The organism is Flavobacterium endophyticum (genome assembly GCF_003634455.1).
GTDB classification, from domain to species: Bacteria; Bacteroidota; Bacteroidia; order Flavobacteriales; family Flavobacteriaceae; genus Flavobacterium; species Flavobacterium endophyticum.
Genome location: NZ_RBLC01000005.1, coordinates 260,803 through 279,111, shown reverse-complemented (window position 1 = coordinate 279,111; position 18,309 = coordinate 260,803). Strand labels below are relative to the sequence as shown.

The window sequence follows — 18,309 nt, the reverse complement described above, 5'->3', positions numbered from 1 at the left end:
ACCCGCTTCCTTCGACCGACTACTGGTTCAAGGTCCTGTACCAGGAGAACGGGACGGGCAAGGAGTTCAAGGCGCACTTCTCGCTCAAGAGATAATTTATAAATAAAAGATAAATAATAAAAAAGGCTTCCAACACTTGGAAGCCTTTTTTATTATTCTAAAGAGATACAGAAACCCTTCTTTATAAGAGATTGAATTTGTATAAGCATAAAAAAAGCTCCTCATTGAGGAGCTTTTTTTATTTGTTATATGTTTTGAGAGCGTCTTTGAGAATTTCTACAGATCGAATGAGGTCTTCTTTTTTGAGAACGTAAGCAATTCTTACTTCGTCTAAGCCTACATTAGGTGTGGAATAAAAACCGGCAGCCGGAGCCACCATGACAGTCTCTCCATTTAGGTCATATGATTCTAATAGCCATTGTGCAAAATCATCAGCATTTTTCACAGGAAGCTTTGCAATGCAGTAAAAAGCACCTTTTGGTGTAGCGACTTTTACACCTTCTATTTTTTGCAGTTCTGTAATTAAAGTATCACGTCTGTCTTTGTACTCTGTAATGACATCATCAAAATAGCTTTGAGGAGTATCAAGAGCTGCTTCGCTGGCAATTTGAGCAAAGGTAGGAGGACTTAATCGGGCTTGTGCAAATTTCATAGCTGTTGCCATTACTTCTTTGTTTTTAGACACGATACAGCCGATTCTTGCGCCACACATACTATATCTTTTTGATACAGAATCAATCATTATGGCGTTCTCTTCTAAACCTGGTACGTTCATAATAGAAAAGTGCTCTTCTCCATCATAAATAAATTCTCTATAAACTTCATCGGCAATCAAAAACAAATCATGTTTTTTTACAATTTCTGCCAATTGGAGTATTTCTTCTTTTGAATATAAATATCCAGTAGGATTTCCAGGATTGCAGATAAGAATTGCTTTTGTTTTTGGAGTAATTAATTTTTCAAAAGCTGCAATTGGAGGCAATGCAAATCCTTCATCGATTGTAGAGATTACAGGAACTACTTTAACACCTGAAGCGGTTGAAAATCCGTTATAATTAGCATAAAAAGGTTCTGGAATAATAATCTCATCGTCTTGGTCCATTGTGCTTCCCATTGCAAAAAGCAAAGCTTCTGATCCGCCTGTAGTGATTATAATATCAGCAACATTGATTGGAAGTCCATGAGTTTGGTAGTATTGTGAAAGCTTATTTCTGTAGCTTTCAAAACCAGCGGAATGGCTATATTCTAAAACGGTAATGTTTGTGTTTTTTACAGCATTTAGGGCAACTTCTGGTGTTTTAATATCAGGTTGGCCAATGTTTAGGTGATAGACCTTATGGCCTTTCTTTTTTGCTATTTCTGAATAGGGAACCAATTTTCTGATTGGCGATTCGGGCATGTGCTGCCCTTTTGTAGAAATTTTTGGCATGACTTTTTGTTTTGTTTGCAAATTTGCGACTTTTTTTTAAGAAATTCAGAAAAAAATGTACGCAAAGCAATAGAAATGATAGTGTTAATTCTCTAAAAATTACTACATTTATTGTAAATAAAAATGAATATGAGAATAAGGATATTTGTTTTTTTGCTATTGCTATCTCCATGCACTTTTTTTGGACAAAAAGGCTTTCAATGGCATTCAAATAAAAGCAAAATCGAAATTCCTTTTCAACATGTCTATAATTTAATTATCATTCCTGTAGAAATCAATAAAGCGAAACTGAACATGCTTTTAGATACGGGAGCAGATAATTCGATAATCTTCAGCCTTCCTGAAAATGATACGCTTCGGTTTTACAATTCTAAAAAAGTTAAAGTAAAAGGGCTTGGCTCCGAAGAAGTGATTGAAGGATTACTCTCAGAAAACAATAAAATTAAAATTTCTGGATTTGAAGACGATAAGTTTCCGATGCTTATAGTCTTAGATCAAGACGTGAATTTCTCTGCAAGATTAGGCATTCCGGTTAATGGAATCTTAGGATACTCATTTTTTAAGGAATACCCAATTGAAATCAATTATCAAAAAAAGATAATGACGATCCATAGAAACAGAAAGTTTCTTGAGAAGAAAAAATTTAAAAAATACCACAAGTATCCTATTAGCATTATAAACAGCAGGCCTTATATTGATGTCCCAACAAAAATTGAAAAAGATACCATTAATTTAAAGCTTCTTATTGACATTGGTTTGGGTGATGGGTTGTGGCTGTTTGAAGACAAGGATATTAAAGCCGGTGCTGTTTTTTTTGAGGATATTCTGGGTCGTGGATTAAATGGTCCGATTATGGGAAAAAGGTCGAGGGTAGAAGCCGTGAAAATAGCAGATTTTACTTTAAACGAAGCCTTAGTGTCTTATCCTCATGAAAGCTTTTTTCCTAGAGTTGGCATTGTCAATGGAAGAAATGGCTCAATTGGCGGCGAAATTCTCCATCGATTTAATATTGTAATTGATTATCAAGATCAGTTTTTATACCTAAAGAAAAATTCAAGATTCCTGAAGCCGTTTAATTATAATATGAGCGGTATTGTAATTCAGCACAATGGGATTGAATACGTCAAAGAGCCACTAAAACTAGAAATAAAACCAGAATTTGGTAGTAAAGTAGATAAGGTCATAGATGATAACAGATTTAAATATCAATTCACTTTGAAGCCGGTCTTTGAAGTTTCATCTGTTAGAAAAGGCTCTCCTGCTGATTTGGCTGGAATATTGCCTGGCGATAAGATTTCCAAAATTAATAAGAGAAGCATTCACGAATATACCATCCAAAAAATAAACGACTTATTGCAGTCGGAAGAAGGCAAATGGATTTATATAGATATCGAAAGAAAATCAACTCCTATAGCCTTCAAATTTCAGCTCAAAAAGATATTATAAAAAATCCCGCCAATTGGCAGGATTTTTTTATTTATGAACTAGGAAGTGATTTCTTTTTCTCCATCAAATTTATTTCTTCTTTGACAATTACATTGCCTTTTATTCGCAAAGGAATGATGCCGCTATCTTTATTTACAGCATTAGATTGTACTGTAATAGTTTTGCTGATAGGGCCTGGATTCATATTATATTGTACTTCAATCGTACCTGTTTTTCCTGGCATGATCGGTTCTTTTGGTTTTGTTGGAACAGTACACCCGCATGATGATTTAACATCAGAAATAACTAGAGGCGAGTCTCCAATATTTTTAAATTCAAAAACTCTCAATCCTGAATCTTCACCTTTCGTAACAGTTCCGTAATCAATAGTCTCTTCTTTGAACTCGATTTTTGGTCCAGTTTGTGCCATAGACGAAAAGCCCAACATCATAACTGCAAATAAACTTAGTATTTTTTTCATCATAAAAATTTTAGTTAATCCTCGTAAAATTACTTAGTTTTAATTAAAGTGCAAATTATTAAATCTTAATTTTTTATACTGCACATACTTAATTACTTTTGTGCTTCAAGATTTACAAAATCCATACCAAGTTTGTTTTTAGGATTTGAAGCGTATGATCAAGGCTTTTAGTTGTTATAACTTAAGGTAAAAATCATTCAGAGAAAGTAAATTTTGGTAAGATATAAACATAGAAAAAACGAAGACAAAAAATATGACAATTCCAGCACAATTCGATGCCAAATCAGTAGAGCAAAAATGGTACGGCTACTGGATGGAAAATAATTATTTTCATTCACAACCCGATCACAGAACTCCTTATACAATTACAATTCCGCCACCAAACGTGACAGGTGTCTTGCACATGGGACACATGTTGAATAACACCATACAAGACGTTTTAATTCGCCGTGCACGTTTAAAAGGATTCAATGCTTGCTGGGTTCCAGGAACAGACCATGCGTCGATTGCGACTGAAGCTAAAGTTGTAGCAAAATTAAAATCAGAAGGAATCAATAAAAACGATTTGTCCCGTGAAGAGTTTTTGGAACATGCTTGGGATTGGACGCATAAATATGGCGGAGTTATCCTTGACCAATTAAAAAAACTAGGCGCTTCTTGCGACTGGGAAAGGACAAAATTTACGATGGATCCGGATATGTCGGCGTCTGTAATCAAGTCTTTTGTTGATTTGTACAACAAAGGCATGATTTACCGAGGCTATAGAATGGTCAATTGGGATCCGGAAGCAAAGACGACTTTGTCTGACGAAGAAGTTATTTTTGAAGAAAGACAAGGGAAACTATACTTTCTTAAATATCAAATTGAAGGAAGCGCTGATTTCTTGACAGTGGCGACAACCCGTCCGGAAACTATTTTTGGAGATACAGCTATTTGTATCAATCCGAATGACGAACGTTTTTCGCATTTAAAAGGTAAAAGAGCCATCGTTCCAATTGCTGGAAGAATAATTCCTATTATTGAAGATGAATATGTTGATGTTGAGTTTGGAACAGGTTGCTTAAAAGTTACGCCTGCTCACGATATGAATGACAAAACTTTAGGAGATAAACACAATCTTGAAGTAATCGATATTTTCAACGAAGATGCCACATTAAACTCTTTCGGATTGCATTATGCTGGAAAAGACCGTTTTGTGGTTCGTGAGGAAATTGCCAAAGAGCTAGAAGAAAACGGAAGCTTGGCAAAAACTGAAACTCATCTTAATAAAGTAGGAACATCTGAAAGAACAAAGGCTGTAATCGAACCGCGTTTATCTGATCAATGGTTCCTTAAAATGGAAGAATTGGTAAAACCAGCTATCAAGGCCGTTCTTGAAACAGAAGAAATCAAATTATATCCAAAGCGTTTTGATAATACGTACCGTCATTGGTTGGAAAATATCCGCGATTGGAATATCTCTCGTCAGCTTTGGTGGGGACACCGAATCCCTGCGTTTTTCTATGGCGATGGCAAAGAAGATTTCGTTGTGGCTGAAACCATCGAAGATGCAATAGTTCTTGCCCAAAAAGCGACTGGAAAAACAGAACTAAAAGCCGAAGACTTGCGTCAAGATGTCGATGCTTTAGATACTTGGTTTTCAGCGTGGCTTTGGCCAATGGCCGTTTTTGGAGGTATTATCGAGCCTGAAAACAAAGATTTCAAGTATTATTATCCAACAAATGACTTGGTTACAGGTCCGGATATCTTGTTTTTCTGGGTAGCCAGAATGATTATTGCAGGGTATGAATATACAGGAGAAAAACCATTTTCTAATGTTTATTTGACAGGCTTGGTTCGCGATAAGCAACGACGCAAAATGTCAAAGTCCTTAGGGAATTCTCCTGATCCGTTAGATTTGATTGATAAGTTTAGTGCTGACGGAGTTCGTGTGGGCTTACTTTTGAGCGCTTCTGCAGGAAACGATATTATGTTCGATGAAGAACTGTGCAGTCAAGGAAAAGCGTTTACGAATAAAATATGGAACGCTTTCCGATTGATAAAAGGCTGGGAGGTAAGCGATACGATTCCGCAACCAGAATCTTCAAAAGTAGCTATAGAATGGTTTGAAGCAAAATTGCAACAGACTTTAGCCGAAATTGAAGATCATTTTGAAAAATACAGAATTTCAGATGCCTTGATGGCTATCTATAAATTGGTTTGGGACGATTTCTGCTCTTGGTTTCTTGAAATGATCAAGCCGACTTACCAAGCGCCGATTGACAAAAAAACGTTTGACAAGGCAATCGAAATGTTGGAAAGCAACTTAAAGCTGTTGCATCCGTTCATGCCTTTCTTGACCGAAGAAATTTGGCAGCATATAGCAGAAAGAACTCCAGAACAAGCCTTGATTATTTCGACTTGGCCTGAACTTAAATCATTCGATGCTAAATTGATAGCTGATTTTGATTTTGCGGCAGAAGTTATTTCAGGCATAAGAACCATCAGAAAGGAAAAGAACATTCCGTTTAAGGATGCTATTGAATTGAAAGCCATCAATAATGATAATACGTCGGCTTATTTTGATGCTGTTATTACAAAACTGGGCAATATCAGTTCTTTAGAATATGTTTCTGAAGCTGTAAATGGAGCCTTGACGTTCCGTGCAAAATCAAACGAATATTTTGTGCCAATTAGTGGAGCGATCAATGTTGAAGAAGAAATTGCAAAACTTTCTGAAGAATTAAAATACAACCAAGGTTTCTTGAAATCGGTTCAGGCAAAATTGTCTAACGAGAAATTTGTCAACAATGCCCCTGAAAAGGTTCTAGAAATCGAGAGAAAGAAAGAAGCCGATGCCTTGTCAAAGATTGCTACAATAGAGCAAAGTTTGGCTAGCTTAAAATAATTTGCATATTGTGCTAATAAAAAAGCCCCGAATATTCGGGGCTTTTCTTTTCTTATGATGCTACTTATTTAACAGCAGGAACTGGTGTTTTTGCAGCTTCGTATTTTTTAGCAACCGCATCCCAATTGATCAGGTTGAAAAAAGCCGTAATATAGTCTGGCCTTTTATTTTGGTATTTTAGATAATACGCATGCTCCCAAACATCCAATCCTAAAATAGGAGTTCCAGAAATTGACATATTAGGCATTAAAGGATTGTCTTGGTTCGGCGTACTTCCAACTACAAGTTTCCCTGTTTTGTCAACTACTAGCCAAGCCCATCCTGAACCAAATTGTTTTGTTGCAGCTTCAGTCAGTTGTGTTTTGAAAGTCTCAAATGAACCGAAATCTTTATTGATTGCTTCCGCAAGAGCTCCAGTAGGCTCGCCACCTTTTTTAGGTGCCATGATTTCCCAATACAGATTATGGTTATAGTAACCGCCCGCATTATTACGAACTACCTTATTTTCCAGATCTAGTTTTGAAAGTATTTCTTCGATTGTCTGTTTTTCCAATTCTGTTCCAGCGATAGCCTTGTTCAGATTGTTTACATATCCGACATGATGCTTAGAATAGTGAATTTCAACCGTCTTAGCGTCGATATGAGGCTCTAAAGCATCATAAGCATACGGAAGCTTCATCATTTTAAAAGCTCCTGGCTCAGCGGCTACATCGTCAGGATTGCCCATTGGTGCTTTTTCTTCTGTTGTTGGAAGTGGTACTTGAACTTCATCTAGCTTTTTTTCTTTGTTGCAAGATTGCAGTACGAATGCCAACACTAGGCTTGAAATAAATAACTGTGTTTTTTTCATAAATTATTTTTTAATAAGTGAATTAATTGTTTCGATATAAAGTCGTTTGGCCTCATCGCTTGATAGATGGCTGATCTGCATCCAAGCATTTGTTTTAAAAGCATCTCTTAAATCTACGCTTGAAATTCTTTTCGACTTGGCAGTTCCTTGTGTTGCCTGTTTGTAATAGGCATAAATCCGTAGCATGACATCTTGCGGTAGAGCTTCTGTCATGTTTGAAGCTAATTCATAAGCTTCCTCGAATTGAGTATCTAAATCCTTTTCTGACATTAAGATCTTGATGCAATTACTGTTATACCTCCGACTGCTTTTTGATTAAGCTTTACGTTAATTTCTGTTCCTAAAGGCAAGTATAAATCTACTCTTGATCCAAATTTTATAAATCCAGCATCTTCGCCTTGTACTACCTGCATTCCTTCGCTAGCATAATTGACAATTCTTCTTGCCAAAGCTCCGGCAATCTGACGGTATAAGATTTCTCCAAAAGTTGGGTTTTCAATAACAACTGTCGTTCTTTCGTTTTCTTCGCTTGCTTTTGGATGCCATGCTACAAGATATTTTCCAGGATGGTATTTGCTGAATTTTATGATTCCGCTCATTGCATAGCGTGTTACGTGCACGTTAATCGGCGACATGAAAATTGAAACCATAAGCCTTTTGTCTTTGAAATACTCGCTTTCATACACTTCTTCAATCACGACCACTTTTCCGTCTACAGGTGCAATTATCTGGCTTTCGTTAAGCTGCGTATATCTTTTCGGATTTCTAAAGAACTGTAGTACTAATATAAGAAATAATAGCGAGATAATCTGAATCGTTTTTAGAAGCCAGAAATTTGCAATCCATGAATCGGTTAACAATACGATTGCAACGACTACTGCACAAGTAATTAGGATAATTTTGGCTCCTTCTTTATGAAATTTAAGCATAATTTAAAATTTGATAAAACAAAAAAATAAATGGTGATACAAATATAATACTATCTAGCCGATCTAGTATGCCTCCATGGCCAGGCATTATCTTTCCGCTGTCTTTGACGCCAGCAATTCTTTTGAATTTGGATTCGATCAAATCGCCTATGGTGCCAAAAATTCCCGAAATCAAAGCGAGGATAATCCATATATATACGGGCTGTCCTATAAAATAGAGAGCAATAAAAACACTAGAAATCACGGCGAAAATTAATCCTCCCAAAAAGCCTTCAATGGTTTTTTTAGGAGAGATTTTTTCATATAATTTTCTCTTTCCGATGGATTTCCCAACAATATAGGCGAAGGTATCGTTTGTCCAGATAAGAATAAAAATTCCAATCAGGATTTTTGGATTGAAAACGGTCGATTCAAAAGGAATTTTCGTCAGGATGATAAAAGGAAGTACAATATAACCGATAAGATAGACATACTTGGATTGCTTGTCTACTTTTTGGCGTTTTTCGCTGAATAGAAATATAATAAGCTTGATGGAAACGAATAATGTCGCTCCAACCAATAGCCAGTCATTAGTAGTATTGAATGTATTGAAATAAGAAAATAAGACATAGCCTCCGACAGCGAGAACTATAAGAATAGGTTTTTTTAGATTAACCAAGTCGCAAAATTCTGCAGTACAGACCACTAAGAATAATCCAAAAAGCAGAAGAAAACTGTCAAGGGAATAAAGCGTTGCCCCAATTAATAAAAGAATATAGACTAGGCCAGATAATGATCTCGTTAGGGTTTCACGCATTTTAAAGGTCTTCTAAAAGCAGGAGGTACAGATTCTTGGCAACACTTCCGTATTGCAGGAAATCTTCGTCCTTTGCTTTTTCGAAATATTTTATTGTGGTAATATTGGTAGGGTAGTCCTTTTCGTATTTTTTCTTGATTTCACGAAGCCCATCGCTTTTGCTTTCCAAAATCTGACTTGTCGTTGCAAGGATTACGATGTTGGCCGGAAGTTCATTTGGCTTGTATTGCTTGATCTGATTGGATGAAAATAGGACAGAGCCTTCATCGGCAATAAGATTCTCGCAGCTTGCCAAAAGAAATTTAGGATTAGTAGGCTTTATATAATCAAGTTTGTTTTCTTCCAAAAGGCTGAAAAGCTTAGGTTCGAAACAAAGAGCTTCTGATTCAAACCAGTCGTTTTCTTCAAGAATATGTTCGAAGTGTTCTTTTGCTTCTTCAAGGTTTTCGCAATACAAGAATTTACCTCCGTTTTTTTTGAAGTTGAGCGTAAATAATTCATCCGCCGGAATAACAGTTTCAGGGTTGAATGGACTTAAGTTGCCATCTTTATCCTCGTCAGAAGATTCGCCAGCGCCAAAAAGTTTTTTAAAGAGACTCATAAATTGGTCAAATTCTTTGTTTGCAATTTCAAAACAATCAAAGATAAAAAAATCTTAATTCAAAACTGCTTTTGAATTAAGATTTTTGTAAAATTTCTTAAAAAATCAGATTTACTCTTCGAAGACTTCTTCAACTGCTTCACCAAAAGCACGTTTCCCGAAAATAGCTTCTAAGTCGTCTTTGAAAATAACTTCTTTTTCGATCAGAATATCGGCCAACTGGTTTAGTTTGTCCTTATTTTCCTCAAGAATCTTGATAGCTCTTTGGTATTGGCCTTCTATTAATTCTGAAATTTCCTCGTCGATTACCTTCGCAGTGTCTTCAGAATAAGGTTTTGAGAAGTTATATTCGCTTTGTCCAGAGGAATCGTAATAGGTGATGTTTCCTAATTTATCGTTCAAGCCATAAATCGTAACCATTGCTCTTGCTTGCTTGGTCACTTTTTCAAGATCGCTCAATGCTCCTGTCGAAATTCGGTTAAACGTTACCTTTTCTGCAGCACGTCCGCCCATAGTAGCACACATTTCATCCAGCATTTGGTCAGTTCTTACAATCTGTCTTTCTTCTGGAAGATACCATGCAGCACCTAAGCTTTGCCCTCTTGGAACAATCGTTACCTTGATAAGCGGAGCAGCATGCTCTACCATCCAGCTAACAGTCGCGTGCCCGGCTTCGTGGATGGCAATGGCTCTTTTTTCTTCTGGCGTGATGATTTTGTTTTTCTTTTCAAGACCTCCGATGATTCTATCGACAGCATCTAGGAAATCTTGCTTGTCTACTGCCTTTTTGTCTTTTCTAGCAGCAATTAAGGCCGCTTCGTTACAAACATTCGCAATATCAGCACCAGAAAATCCTGGAGTTTGTTTTGCTAAAAAGTTGGTATCTAATCCTTCTACTTTTTTCAAAGGAGCTAAATGTACTTCAAAAATTTCTTTACGTTCTCTGATGTCCGGCAAATCAACATAGATCTGTCTGTCAAAACGACCAGCTCTCATCAATGCTTTGTCTAAAACATCAGCTCTGTTAGTCGCGGCCAAAACGATTACGTTGGTATTGGTACCAAAGCCGTCCATTTCTGTAAGCAGTTGGTTTAATGTGTTTTCGCGCTCGTCGTTTGAGCCTGACATGTTATTTTTTCCTCTTGCACGTCCCACAGCATCAATCTCATCGATGAAAATGATGGCAGGTGATTTCTCTTTGGCTTGCTTGAACAAATCTCTTACACGAGAAGCCCCAACACCCACGAACATTTCAACGAAATCAGAACCTGATAGTGAAAAGAAAGGTACTCTGGCTTCGCCGGCTACGGCTTTTGCCAATAATGTTTTTCCTGTTCCAGGAGGTCCAACCAAAAGGGCGCCTTTTGGAATCTTTCCTCCAAGATTAGTATATTTTTCTGGGTTTTTCAAGAATTCAACGATTTCTTGAACTTCTTCTTTTGCACCTTCAAGTCCAGCCACATCTTTGAATGTAACTTTCACATCGGTTTTCTCATCAAACAGTTTTGCTTTTGATTTTCCGATATTGAAAATCTGTCCGCCGCCGCCGCCAGCTGATCCGCCAGACATTCTTCTCATGATGAAAAGCCAGATTCCAACAATGATCAAGATTGGCAGAAGGGTTATGAATATTTCGCCCCAATTGCTTTTTGGCAAGAAGTTATAGTCTTTTAATTTTCCTTCTAATTGTGCTGTTTCAAGCTTTTTTTGGAATAGCTCGTCGTTACCGATATTGTCAAGAATATAGTGAGGGCCTGGGTTTGGCTTGTCAAAAATATCTTTGGTTACATTTTTATTTACGGGGTCGGCCAATCCGGTTTTGTTCAGGAAAATTTCAGCCTCGTTTTTATTGTAGACTACGACTTTTTCAATTTGCCCTTTTTCGAGCAGCTTGTTAAAATCAGATGCGGATGCTTTGCTTGTTTCTCCCCATTTTGAGCCGCCTGAAGCCCAGTTTAAGATAAGGAAAAACAAAATCAAGCCACCATAAATCCACCATGGACTTAACCTGAATTTTTTCGGATTAGGATTTGTATTGTTATCTTTAGCCATTGCTGTCTTTCTTTAGTATTTGTTTTGGATTGTAGTGATTTTAGCATCACCCCACAAGCTTTCTATGTTGTAGTACTCGCGGATGTGTTTCTGGAAAACGTGAACTACAATGTTTACATAATCCATCAACACCCATTCGCCGTTTTCAGTACCTTCAACGTGCCAAGGCTTGTCTTTTAATTCTTTGGAAACTGTTTTTTGAACCGAGTTAACGATGGAGTTAACTTGAGTATTTGAAGTACCGTTGCAGATTACAAAATAATCACAAACGGTGTTGTCGATTGCTCTTAAATCTAAAATATCAATATCATTACCTTTTACTTCTTCAATTCCTTTGATGATGTTGGCCAACAAATCATCATTGCTTATATTTTTTTTCGCCATTTAAATTTTATATGTTTTCGCAAAGTTATCATTTTTTGTCTTTATTTTTGAACCTTAACATAAGATTAAAAAGATAACTTCAATTATTTTCTATGAACATCATCAAACTCGATGCCATTAACTCAACCAACGATTATCTTAAAGGATTATTGCAACGACAATTTGTAGAGAACTTTACTATTGTTACTGCTGAAAATCAAACAGATGGTAAAGGGCAGATGGGTTCGAAATGGAGTGTTCAGGCTGGTAAAAACTTGACTTTTAGTGTTTTGGTTAAGGATTTGCTATTAGAAGTCAACCATATTTTTCATCTGAATGTTGCTGTTGCAGTAAGCATAATCGAAGCCTTATCTTTTCTTGAAATTAAAGAACTCGCCATAAAATGGCCTAACGACATTTTGGCAGGAGGAAAAAAAATAGGTGGCATATTGATCGAGAACAGTTTGAAAAGTGACGGAGAGATATTTTCGATTATTGGTATTGGGATAAATGTAAACCAGCAGAACTTTGAAAATCTTCCGAAGGCTTCTTCTTTGTCTATTTTGCTAAAACGAGAGATCAATAAAGAAGCGGTGCTAATTTCGATTGTCGAATGCCTGACGCGTAATGTTTCTTTAATCCTAAATAAAAATACAGATTCGCTTTGGCAGAAATACCATTCCTGCCTTTACAAAAAAGGAATTCCGATGCCTTTTGAAAACTTGAAAGGAAATAAGTTTATGGGCATTATCAGTGGCGTTGACCAATCAGGAAAGTTGCAATTAGTTCTGGAAGACGATTCTGTTGAATCGTATGAAATAAAAGAAATCAAGATGCTGTATTAAAAAAGCCTTCCAGTTTGATTGCTGAAAGGCTCTAATGTATTTTAATCTTTTAGTTATAGCTTGTGCATATTTCCTGCCAAAGTCTCTATAAACTTGCTTATCGGGCCTTTTACCATCATGGCCATCATGGCATTGAATTCACCTTCAAAATGAAGCTGTACATCGCTTGAATCGTCTGATGTCGGAGTAATATTTCCAGTCAGAGTAAAAGGAAGCTTGTCGCTTGCAGCACCTAAAACTACTTTTGTAGGAGCTGTTTTGTCTTTCATCTTTAATTTGATTTCTGGCATTCCTTTTAATCCAAAAATAAAAGCATCTTCGCCCGTAACCTCAAATTTGGCAATATTGTCGGGCATCAATTTTTCAAAATTCTTTACGTCTGTCAGCTGGTCAAATAAATATTGAGCCGACTTTTGTACGCTTACTTTTGGACTTTCTAAATTCATTTTTTAAGGATTAGCGGTTATTTTACTGAAGTACTGTCACTTTCTACATTCCAAGTCGAAGGGCTTTTGCTCCAAACTTTTAATGTTTCCTGTTCTTCTTCCGTGATGTATCTTTTAGCAACTGCTAATTCTAGCAGATTTTCGTAATTGCTTAAGGTAAGCAAGTCTATATTAGCTTTCTTGAAGTTTTCTGTAGCCACATCAAAACCATAAGTAAAGATAGCAACCATTCCTTTTACGTTTGCTCCAGCTTCTTTCAATGCTTCGACAGCCATAAGACTGCTGTTTCCAGTACTGATTAAATCTTCAACCACGACAACATTTTGTCCTTTTTGTAAGAAACCTTCTATTTGGTTTTGTCTTCCATGTTTTTTAGGTTCCGGACGTACATATACGAATGGAAGTCCCATATATTCAGCGACAAGCATGCCGATTCCGATAGCTCCAGTTGCAACTCCTGCAATTACGTCAGGCTTTCCGAACTGCTTTTCTAGATTTTTAGAAAACTCTTCACGGATGTAATTTCTGATTGGTGGAAATGAGAGTGTTATCCTATTATCGCAGTAAATAGGAGATTTCCATCCAGAAGCCCATGTAAAAGGATTTTTTGGATTCAATTTAATTGCATTTATTTGTAAAAGCAATTCGGCTGTTTTTTGAGCGGTGTCTTTATTAAAAATCATACTACAAATGTATAAAGTTTTTGTCAACGATAAACCACTTTTTTTAACTAATCAAATAGTTAAAGAAACCGATTTTCAATTTTTTCTTTTAGAAAGCGTTGATATCCATCAGGTTATTGTGAAAATGTTCCAAAATAAAATTCAGAAGGCTTATTTGTATCATCCTGATGAGAAGGAAATTATGAAAAAGCTGAAAGAAAAAATTCCCGTGAACAAAGCAGGCGGCGGATTGGTCTATAACAAAAAAGGCGAAGTGCTTTTTATTTTTAGAAATGGAAAATGGGACTTGCCGAAAGGAGGTATTGAAAAAGGAGAGGAGATCGAAGACACGGCTATTCGAGAAGTAGAAGAAGAAACCGGCGTATCGGGATTGTCAATCACAAAAAAACTACAAAAAACCTATCATGTTTTTATCCGAAATGGAAGATACAAACTGAAAATTACGCATTGGTTTGAAATGAAAACCGATTTTGAAGGAACGCCAATGCCGCAGGAAGACGAAGGAATCGAAAAGGTAGCTTGGCTCAATCCAGAGCAAGTTCAAGAAGCATTGAAAAACTCTTACGAAAATATCAAGCTGTTGTTTGAAACAGAAAAGCTCCTGAAATAGGAGCTTTTTTATTATTTCATAATCCTGAAAACAGGATATTCCATGTGTGACTTTTCGTAATAGTCAGAATGCCTGTAAATCCAATCCAATTGTGCTTCTCCTGAATCGGCAAATTTTGGATCTTCAGCCTTTTTCTTTTCAAATTCGGATTTCAGCTTCGGATTTTTATCCAACAATTGTTTTGCCAAGTCTTCAAAAACATAAGCTGAAAAATATTCCTTTTGCTGTAAAATCGAATCAAAGAAATTCCAAACGAAATAAGAATCATTTCCTTGCGGTTCCAATGTTTCCAGCAAATATTTCACGCCTGGCTGTTGTGTTTTTATTAGAAAATCTCCTTTCCTGAAAAGCACTTTTTTCTTCGTGCTTGTCACATTTACAGAATTATGCGGATAATGTCCTTCATAAGCAGAACTGCTTGTCTTGAAATCCTTGATACGATAGCTTTCTACTTCCAATTCCGTGTCTTTTTCCAACGGTATCATTTGGATATTGTTGATTTTTAAAAGCTCTATTACGTTCCACCATGATTTCGGAACGATGTACGCTTCGGGAATCAAGACTTCCAACGACGGCTTGTAATCTCTATAATAAGGAATTGTTTTACTGAAAGGCTTGGTTTCGTCATAAAATAATCGTGGTTTTCCAGAAATATCGCTCGGTTTGTAACCGCCTTCATAGCCTAAAAACGGAATGCTAGAAACTTTGTCCGCATCTAATTCCCATAACAAAACATATTTCTGACCTGGACGATAATTTTGCAGGTTTTCTTTTCGCAAGTCCTTAATCTTTCTATAGTTTTTATCGGCATATTCGATTGATGAAATCATGTATTCGTAGGTTACCTTTACCCTCGAAGCATACTCTTTCAGCATGTGCGTTTCGGGCATAGAGCCTATAGTATTGAACATAGAAGCAAAGCCGGTAGAGTATCTCGGATAATCCATAAAAGCCTCAAAACCATTGTCCGGCTTTTCATCGTGAATGTTGACGTAAGGTACTGATTCTATTTTTTTCTTTTTCAAATCAGAAAGCAAAGAAGGAAGCATTTCAGATTCCCAAAACTTCCCGAGATTACCGCCAATTTTTTGAGGATGGGTTGCGATATACGTAAAAACATATTGATAATCGGCACCGTTGCTTACATGGTTGTCAATAAAAATATCAGGATTTACTTTGTGGAAAATCTGCGCAAAGCTTCGGGCATTTCTAGTGTCTGACTTCAAAAAATCTCGGTTTAAGTCATAATTTCTAGCATTTCCTCTGAATCCATAGCTTTCCGGTCCGTTTTGGTTCGCTCTTGAAAACGAATTTCGATTCAAGGCACCGCCGATATTATAAATTGGGATATTCACAATCACAACGTTCTTCGGGACTTTAATTTTTCCCAAAGCCAAATCCCTAAAAAGCATCATCGTAGCGTCAATGCCGTCGGGCTCTCCAGGATGTATCCCGTTATTAATTAACAAGACAGCTTTTTCTTTCTGAATCTTTTCAAAATCAAAATCTTTGGCAGGATTAAATGTTACGATATGCAGCGGTTCTCCAGAATCGGTAAGTCCCATTTCTTGCATCGAAACCGTCTCGAAGCTTTCATCCAGAAGCTGGAAATACGCGATTGTTTCTTCATAAGTTGCTGTCTGGTTTCCGTTTCCTTTTTCATAAGGAGTCAGGAAGTCTGTTTTATTTTGAGCATTTGCCATAATAGAAAGTAAGAAAATTGGAAGTAGGGATTTTATCATATTGATTTGAAAAACATCAAAATTACAAATTATGAATTACGAATTGCGAAAAATCAGCTCGTCGTAATTCGTAATTTATAATTCACAATTAAAAATTACCTTTGCCGCATGAATAACAATCACCATTCCACCAACCTTCTTCTGAATTTAGGCATAGAAAGCCTTAACGAGATGCAGGTAGCGGCCCAAGAAACCATTGTCGAAAATAATAATACTTTATTGCTTTCGCCGACAGGATCTGGAAAGACCTTGGCTTTTTTATTGCCTGTTTTTGAAATCTTGCAACCGGAAATTCTTTCGGTACAATGTCTGATTATTGTCCCGTCGAGAGAATTGGGTCTGCAGATTGAGCAGGTTTGGAAAAAAATGGGTACTGGTTATAAAGCTAATGTTTGCTATGGCGGACATTCTATTGATACTGAAATTAACAATTTAAGCAATCCTCCAGCAGTTCTAATAGGCACTCCGGGAAGAATTGCGGACCATATCGATAGAGAAACTTTCAGGACGGACAAAATCCAGACATTAGTTTTGGATGAATTCGACAAGTCGTTGCAATTGGGCTTTCATGAAGAAATGTCCTTTATCATCAACCGTCTTCCAAAACTGAACAAACGAGTTTTGGTTTCGGCGACATCCGATATTGAAATTCCAAAATATACAAGAGTTATAAATCCAGCCGTTTTAGATTTTATTCCAAGAAATGAGGAAAAGACCAATCTTTCTATGAAGATGGTGGTTTCTAAAGAAAAGGACAAGATCAACAGTCTTTTTCAGTTGATTTGTTCTTTGAAGTCTGAGTCGGCCTTGATTTTTTGTAATCATAGAGATGCTGCTGAGAGAATCAGTGATACCTTAAACGAAAAAGGGATTTATGCGACTTATTATCATGGCGGAATGGACCAAGAGGAAAGAGAACGCGCTCTTATTCAATTCCGAAATGGAAGTGTAAGTTATCTCGTTACAACCGATTTAGCGGCTAGGGGATTGGATATTCCGGAAATGAAACACGTAATTCATTATCATCTGCCTTCGAAAGAAGATGAATTTACGCATCGAAACGGACGTACTGCTAGAATGTTAGCTTCAGGAACGGCATATATTATTGTTCATGAAAGCGAAAAAAAACTAGACTATATTGATTATGATATGGAAGTCTTGAATATAGAAAACTCGAATTCATTGCCAAAACCTCCAGAATTCCAGACGATTTATATTTCTGGCGGAAAGAAAAATAAACTGAATAAAATTGATATCGTCGGATTCTTTTCTCAAAAAGGGAAATTAGAAAAAGGCGATTTGGGATTGATAGAAGTAAAAGACTTTATTTCTTTTGCGGCCGTAAAATCTAAAAAAGTGAAGGATTTCTTGAAAAACATCAAGGATGAAAAGATGAAAGGCAAGAAATTTAAGATTGAAGTGGCGAGGAAGGTTGTGAAGAAAGAGGAGTAGTTTGGATTTCAGATTTCAGATTTCAGATTTCAGATTTCAGATTTCAGATTTCAGATTTCAGATTTCAGATTTCAGATTTCAGATTTCAGATTTCAGATTAAGAATGTTAAGTATCTCGTCTGAAATCTGAAATCTACGATCTAAAATTATATTTTCTTCACATATTGCGTAATGATAACAATCAGCTGGCCATCTACTTTTCCTTCGATGTATTCTGCATTTTCATGATCCAATCGAATATTTCGGACTGCGGTTCCTTGTTTGGCAACCATGCTAGAGCCTTTTACTTTCAAATCTTTGATTAGCACAACAGAATCTCCGGTCTGTAGAATTACTCCATTACTGTCGCGGTGGACTAGCTTATTTTCGTCATCTTCGCCTTCTCCTGTAGCTTTAGCCCAAGCTAAATCATCTTCTTCGAGATACATTTGGTCCAACAATTCTTGATTGCCCATACGGCTCAACATTCTCCAAGATACCACTTGAACAGGAAGATGTTCGCTCCACATGCTCTCGTTAAGGCATCTCCATAAATTCGGATCCATTTTTTCGGGATTTTCAATCTGGTCGATACAAGTAGCGCTGGCTAAAATGCTTTCGTCTAGACCACCTTTTCGGGTTGGAAGCACTTGATATACTTTCAGGTTTTCAGTAACTCCAGAAAGCTCGCACTTTCCGCCACTGCGTTTTATTAGTTCTCTTTCTATACTCATTTTAA

General features: G+C 36.7%; 18 protein-coding genes. 5 read left to right on the top strand and 13 right to left on the bottom strand.

The window, feature by feature from the left end; genetic code table 11:
• Positions 1-238: 238 nt before the first annotated feature.
• A complete protein-coding gene (locus CLV94_RS15790) occupies positions 239-1,429 on the bottom strand; it encodes a pyridoxal phosphate-dependent aminotransferase (protein ID WP_121377479.1) in 1,191 nt (396 codons plus the stop codon).
• Between the two features lie 129 nt (positions 1,430-1,558).
• On the opposite strand from CLV94_RS15790, the gene CLV94_RS15785 reads away from it, so the two are divergent.
• Positions 1,559-2,875, top strand: coding sequence for a PDZ domain-containing protein (locus CLV94_RS15785; RefSeq protein WP_170148817.1), 1,317 nt, complete (start codon positions 1,559-1,561; stop codon positions 2,873-2,875).
• Between the two features lie 31 nt (positions 2,876-2,906).
• On the opposite strand, the gene CLV94_RS15780 is transcribed toward CLV94_RS15785, so the two are convergent.
• Positions 2,907-3,335, bottom strand: a complete 429-nt coding sequence (locus CLV94_RS15780) for a DUF1573 domain-containing protein (RefSeq protein ID WP_121377477.1) — start codon at positions 3,333-3,335, stop codon at positions 2,907-2,909.
• A 253-nt stretch (positions 3,336-3,588) separates the two neighbouring features.
• On the opposite strand from CLV94_RS15780, the gene CLV94_RS15775 reads away from it, so the two are divergent.
• Entirely contained in the window at positions 3,589-6,222 is a 2,634-nt protein-coding gene (locus CLV94_RS15775) for a valine--tRNA ligase (protein WP_121377476.1), read from the top strand.
• Between the two features lie 64 nt (positions 6,223-6,286).
• On the opposite strand, the gene CLV94_RS15770 is transcribed toward CLV94_RS15775, so the two are convergent.
• From CLV94_RS15770 to rsfS, 7 genes are all read right to left on the bottom strand, one after another.
• Positions 6,287-7,072 carry a superoxide dismutase gene (locus CLV94_RS15770; protein ID WP_121377475.1) on the bottom strand — a complete coding sequence of 262 codons (786 nt, stop codon included), beginning with the start codon at positions 7,070-7,072 and terminating at the stop codon, positions 6,287-6,289.
• 3 nt (positions 7,073-7,075) lie between these two features.
• Complete coding sequence (locus CLV94_RS15765; protein WP_121377474.1) at positions 7,076-7,342, bottom strand: acyl-CoA-binding protein; 267 nt, start codon at positions 7,340-7,342, stop codon at positions 7,076-7,078.
• On the bottom strand, positions 7,342-8,001 hold the full coding sequence (locus CLV94_RS15760; RefSeq protein WP_121377473.1) for a phosphatidylserine decarboxylase family protein: 660 nt from the start codon (positions 7,999-8,001) through the stop codon (positions 7,342-7,344). The genes CLV94_RS15765 and CLV94_RS15760 overlap by 1 nt, the downstream gene beginning before the upstream one ends.
• Positions 7,994-8,797: a phosphatidate cytidylyltransferase gene (locus CLV94_RS15755; protein ID WP_121377472.1), complete on the bottom strand. Its 804-nt coding sequence runs from the start codon at positions 8,795-8,797 to the stop codon at positions 7,994-7,996. Before CLV94_RS15755 ends, CLV94_RS15760 begins: the two co-directional genes overlap by 8 nt.
• Position 8,798: 1 nt before the next feature.
• Entirely contained in the window at positions 8,799-9,398 is a 600-nt protein-coding gene (locus CLV94_RS15750; protein WP_121377471.1) for a lactate utilization protein B/C, read from the bottom strand.
• A 111-nt stretch (positions 9,399-9,509) separates the two neighbouring features.
• Positions 9,510-11,450 (bottom strand): ATP-dependent zinc metalloprotease FtsH, encoded by a 1,941-nt coding sequence (ftsH, locus tag CLV94_RS15745; protein WP_121377470.1) that lies wholly within the window; start codon positions 11,448-11,450, stop codon positions 9,510-9,512.
• A 12-nt stretch (positions 11,451-11,462) separates the two neighbouring features.
• Positions 11,463-11,834 carry a ribosome silencing factor gene (gene rsfS / locus CLV94_RS15740; protein ID WP_121377469.1) on the bottom strand — a complete coding sequence of 124 codons (372 nt, stop codon included), beginning with the start codon at positions 11,832-11,834 and terminating at the stop codon, positions 11,463-11,465.
• Between the two features lie 92 nt (positions 11,835-11,926).
• On the opposite strand from rsfS, the gene CLV94_RS15735 reads away from it, so the two are divergent.
• Complete coding sequence (locus CLV94_RS15735) at positions 11,927-12,658, top strand: biotin--[acetyl-CoA-carboxylase] ligase (RefSeq protein WP_121377468.1); 732 nt, start codon at positions 11,927-11,929, stop codon at positions 12,656-12,658.
• 53 nt (positions 12,659-12,711) lie between these two features.
• On the opposite strand, the gene CLV94_RS15730 is transcribed toward CLV94_RS15735, so the two are convergent.
• Positions 12,712-13,104, bottom strand: a complete 393-nt coding sequence (locus tag CLV94_RS15730) for an SRPBCC family protein (protein WP_121377467.1) — start codon at positions 13,102-13,104, stop codon at positions 12,712-12,714.
• A gap of 17 nt (positions 13,105-13,121) precedes the next feature.
• Positions 13,122-13,787, bottom strand: a complete 666-nt coding sequence (gene pyrE / locus CLV94_RS15725; RefSeq protein WP_121377466.1) for an orotate phosphoribosyltransferase — start codon at positions 13,785-13,787, stop codon at positions 13,122-13,124.
• 7 nt (positions 13,788-13,794) lie between these two features.
• Between pyrE and CLV94_RS15720 the strand changes: the two genes are divergently transcribed.
• Entirely contained in the window at positions 13,795-14,397 is a 603-nt protein-coding gene (locus tag CLV94_RS15720; protein ID WP_121377465.1) for an NUDIX hydrolase, read from the top strand.
• An 11-nt stretch (positions 14,398-14,408) separates the two neighbouring features.
• Here CLV94_RS15720 and CLV94_RS15715 read toward each other — a convergent pair whose 3' ends face one another.
• Positions 14,409-16,139 (bottom strand): M14 family metallopeptidase, encoded by a 1,731-nt coding sequence (locus CLV94_RS15715; RefSeq protein ID WP_121377464.1) that lies wholly within the window; start codon positions 16,137-16,139, stop codon positions 14,409-14,411.
• A gap of 108 nt (positions 16,140-16,247) precedes the next feature.
• On the opposite strand from CLV94_RS15715, the gene CLV94_RS15710 reads away from it, so the two are divergent.
• Positions 16,248-17,591 carry a DEAD/DEAH box helicase gene (locus CLV94_RS15710; protein ID WP_121377463.1) on the top strand — a complete coding sequence of 448 codons (1,344 nt, stop codon included), beginning with the start codon at positions 16,248-16,250 and terminating at the stop codon, positions 17,589-17,591.
• A gap of 146 nt (positions 17,592-17,737) precedes the next feature.
• Here the strand turns inward: CLV94_RS15710 and CLV94_RS15705 are convergent, their stop codons facing one another.
• Complete coding sequence (locus CLV94_RS15705) at positions 17,738-18,304, bottom strand: PhnA domain-containing protein (RefSeq protein ID WP_121377462.1); 567 nt, start codon at positions 18,302-18,304, stop codon at positions 17,738-17,740.
• Between the last annotated feature and the right edge of the window lie 5 nt (positions 18,305-18,309).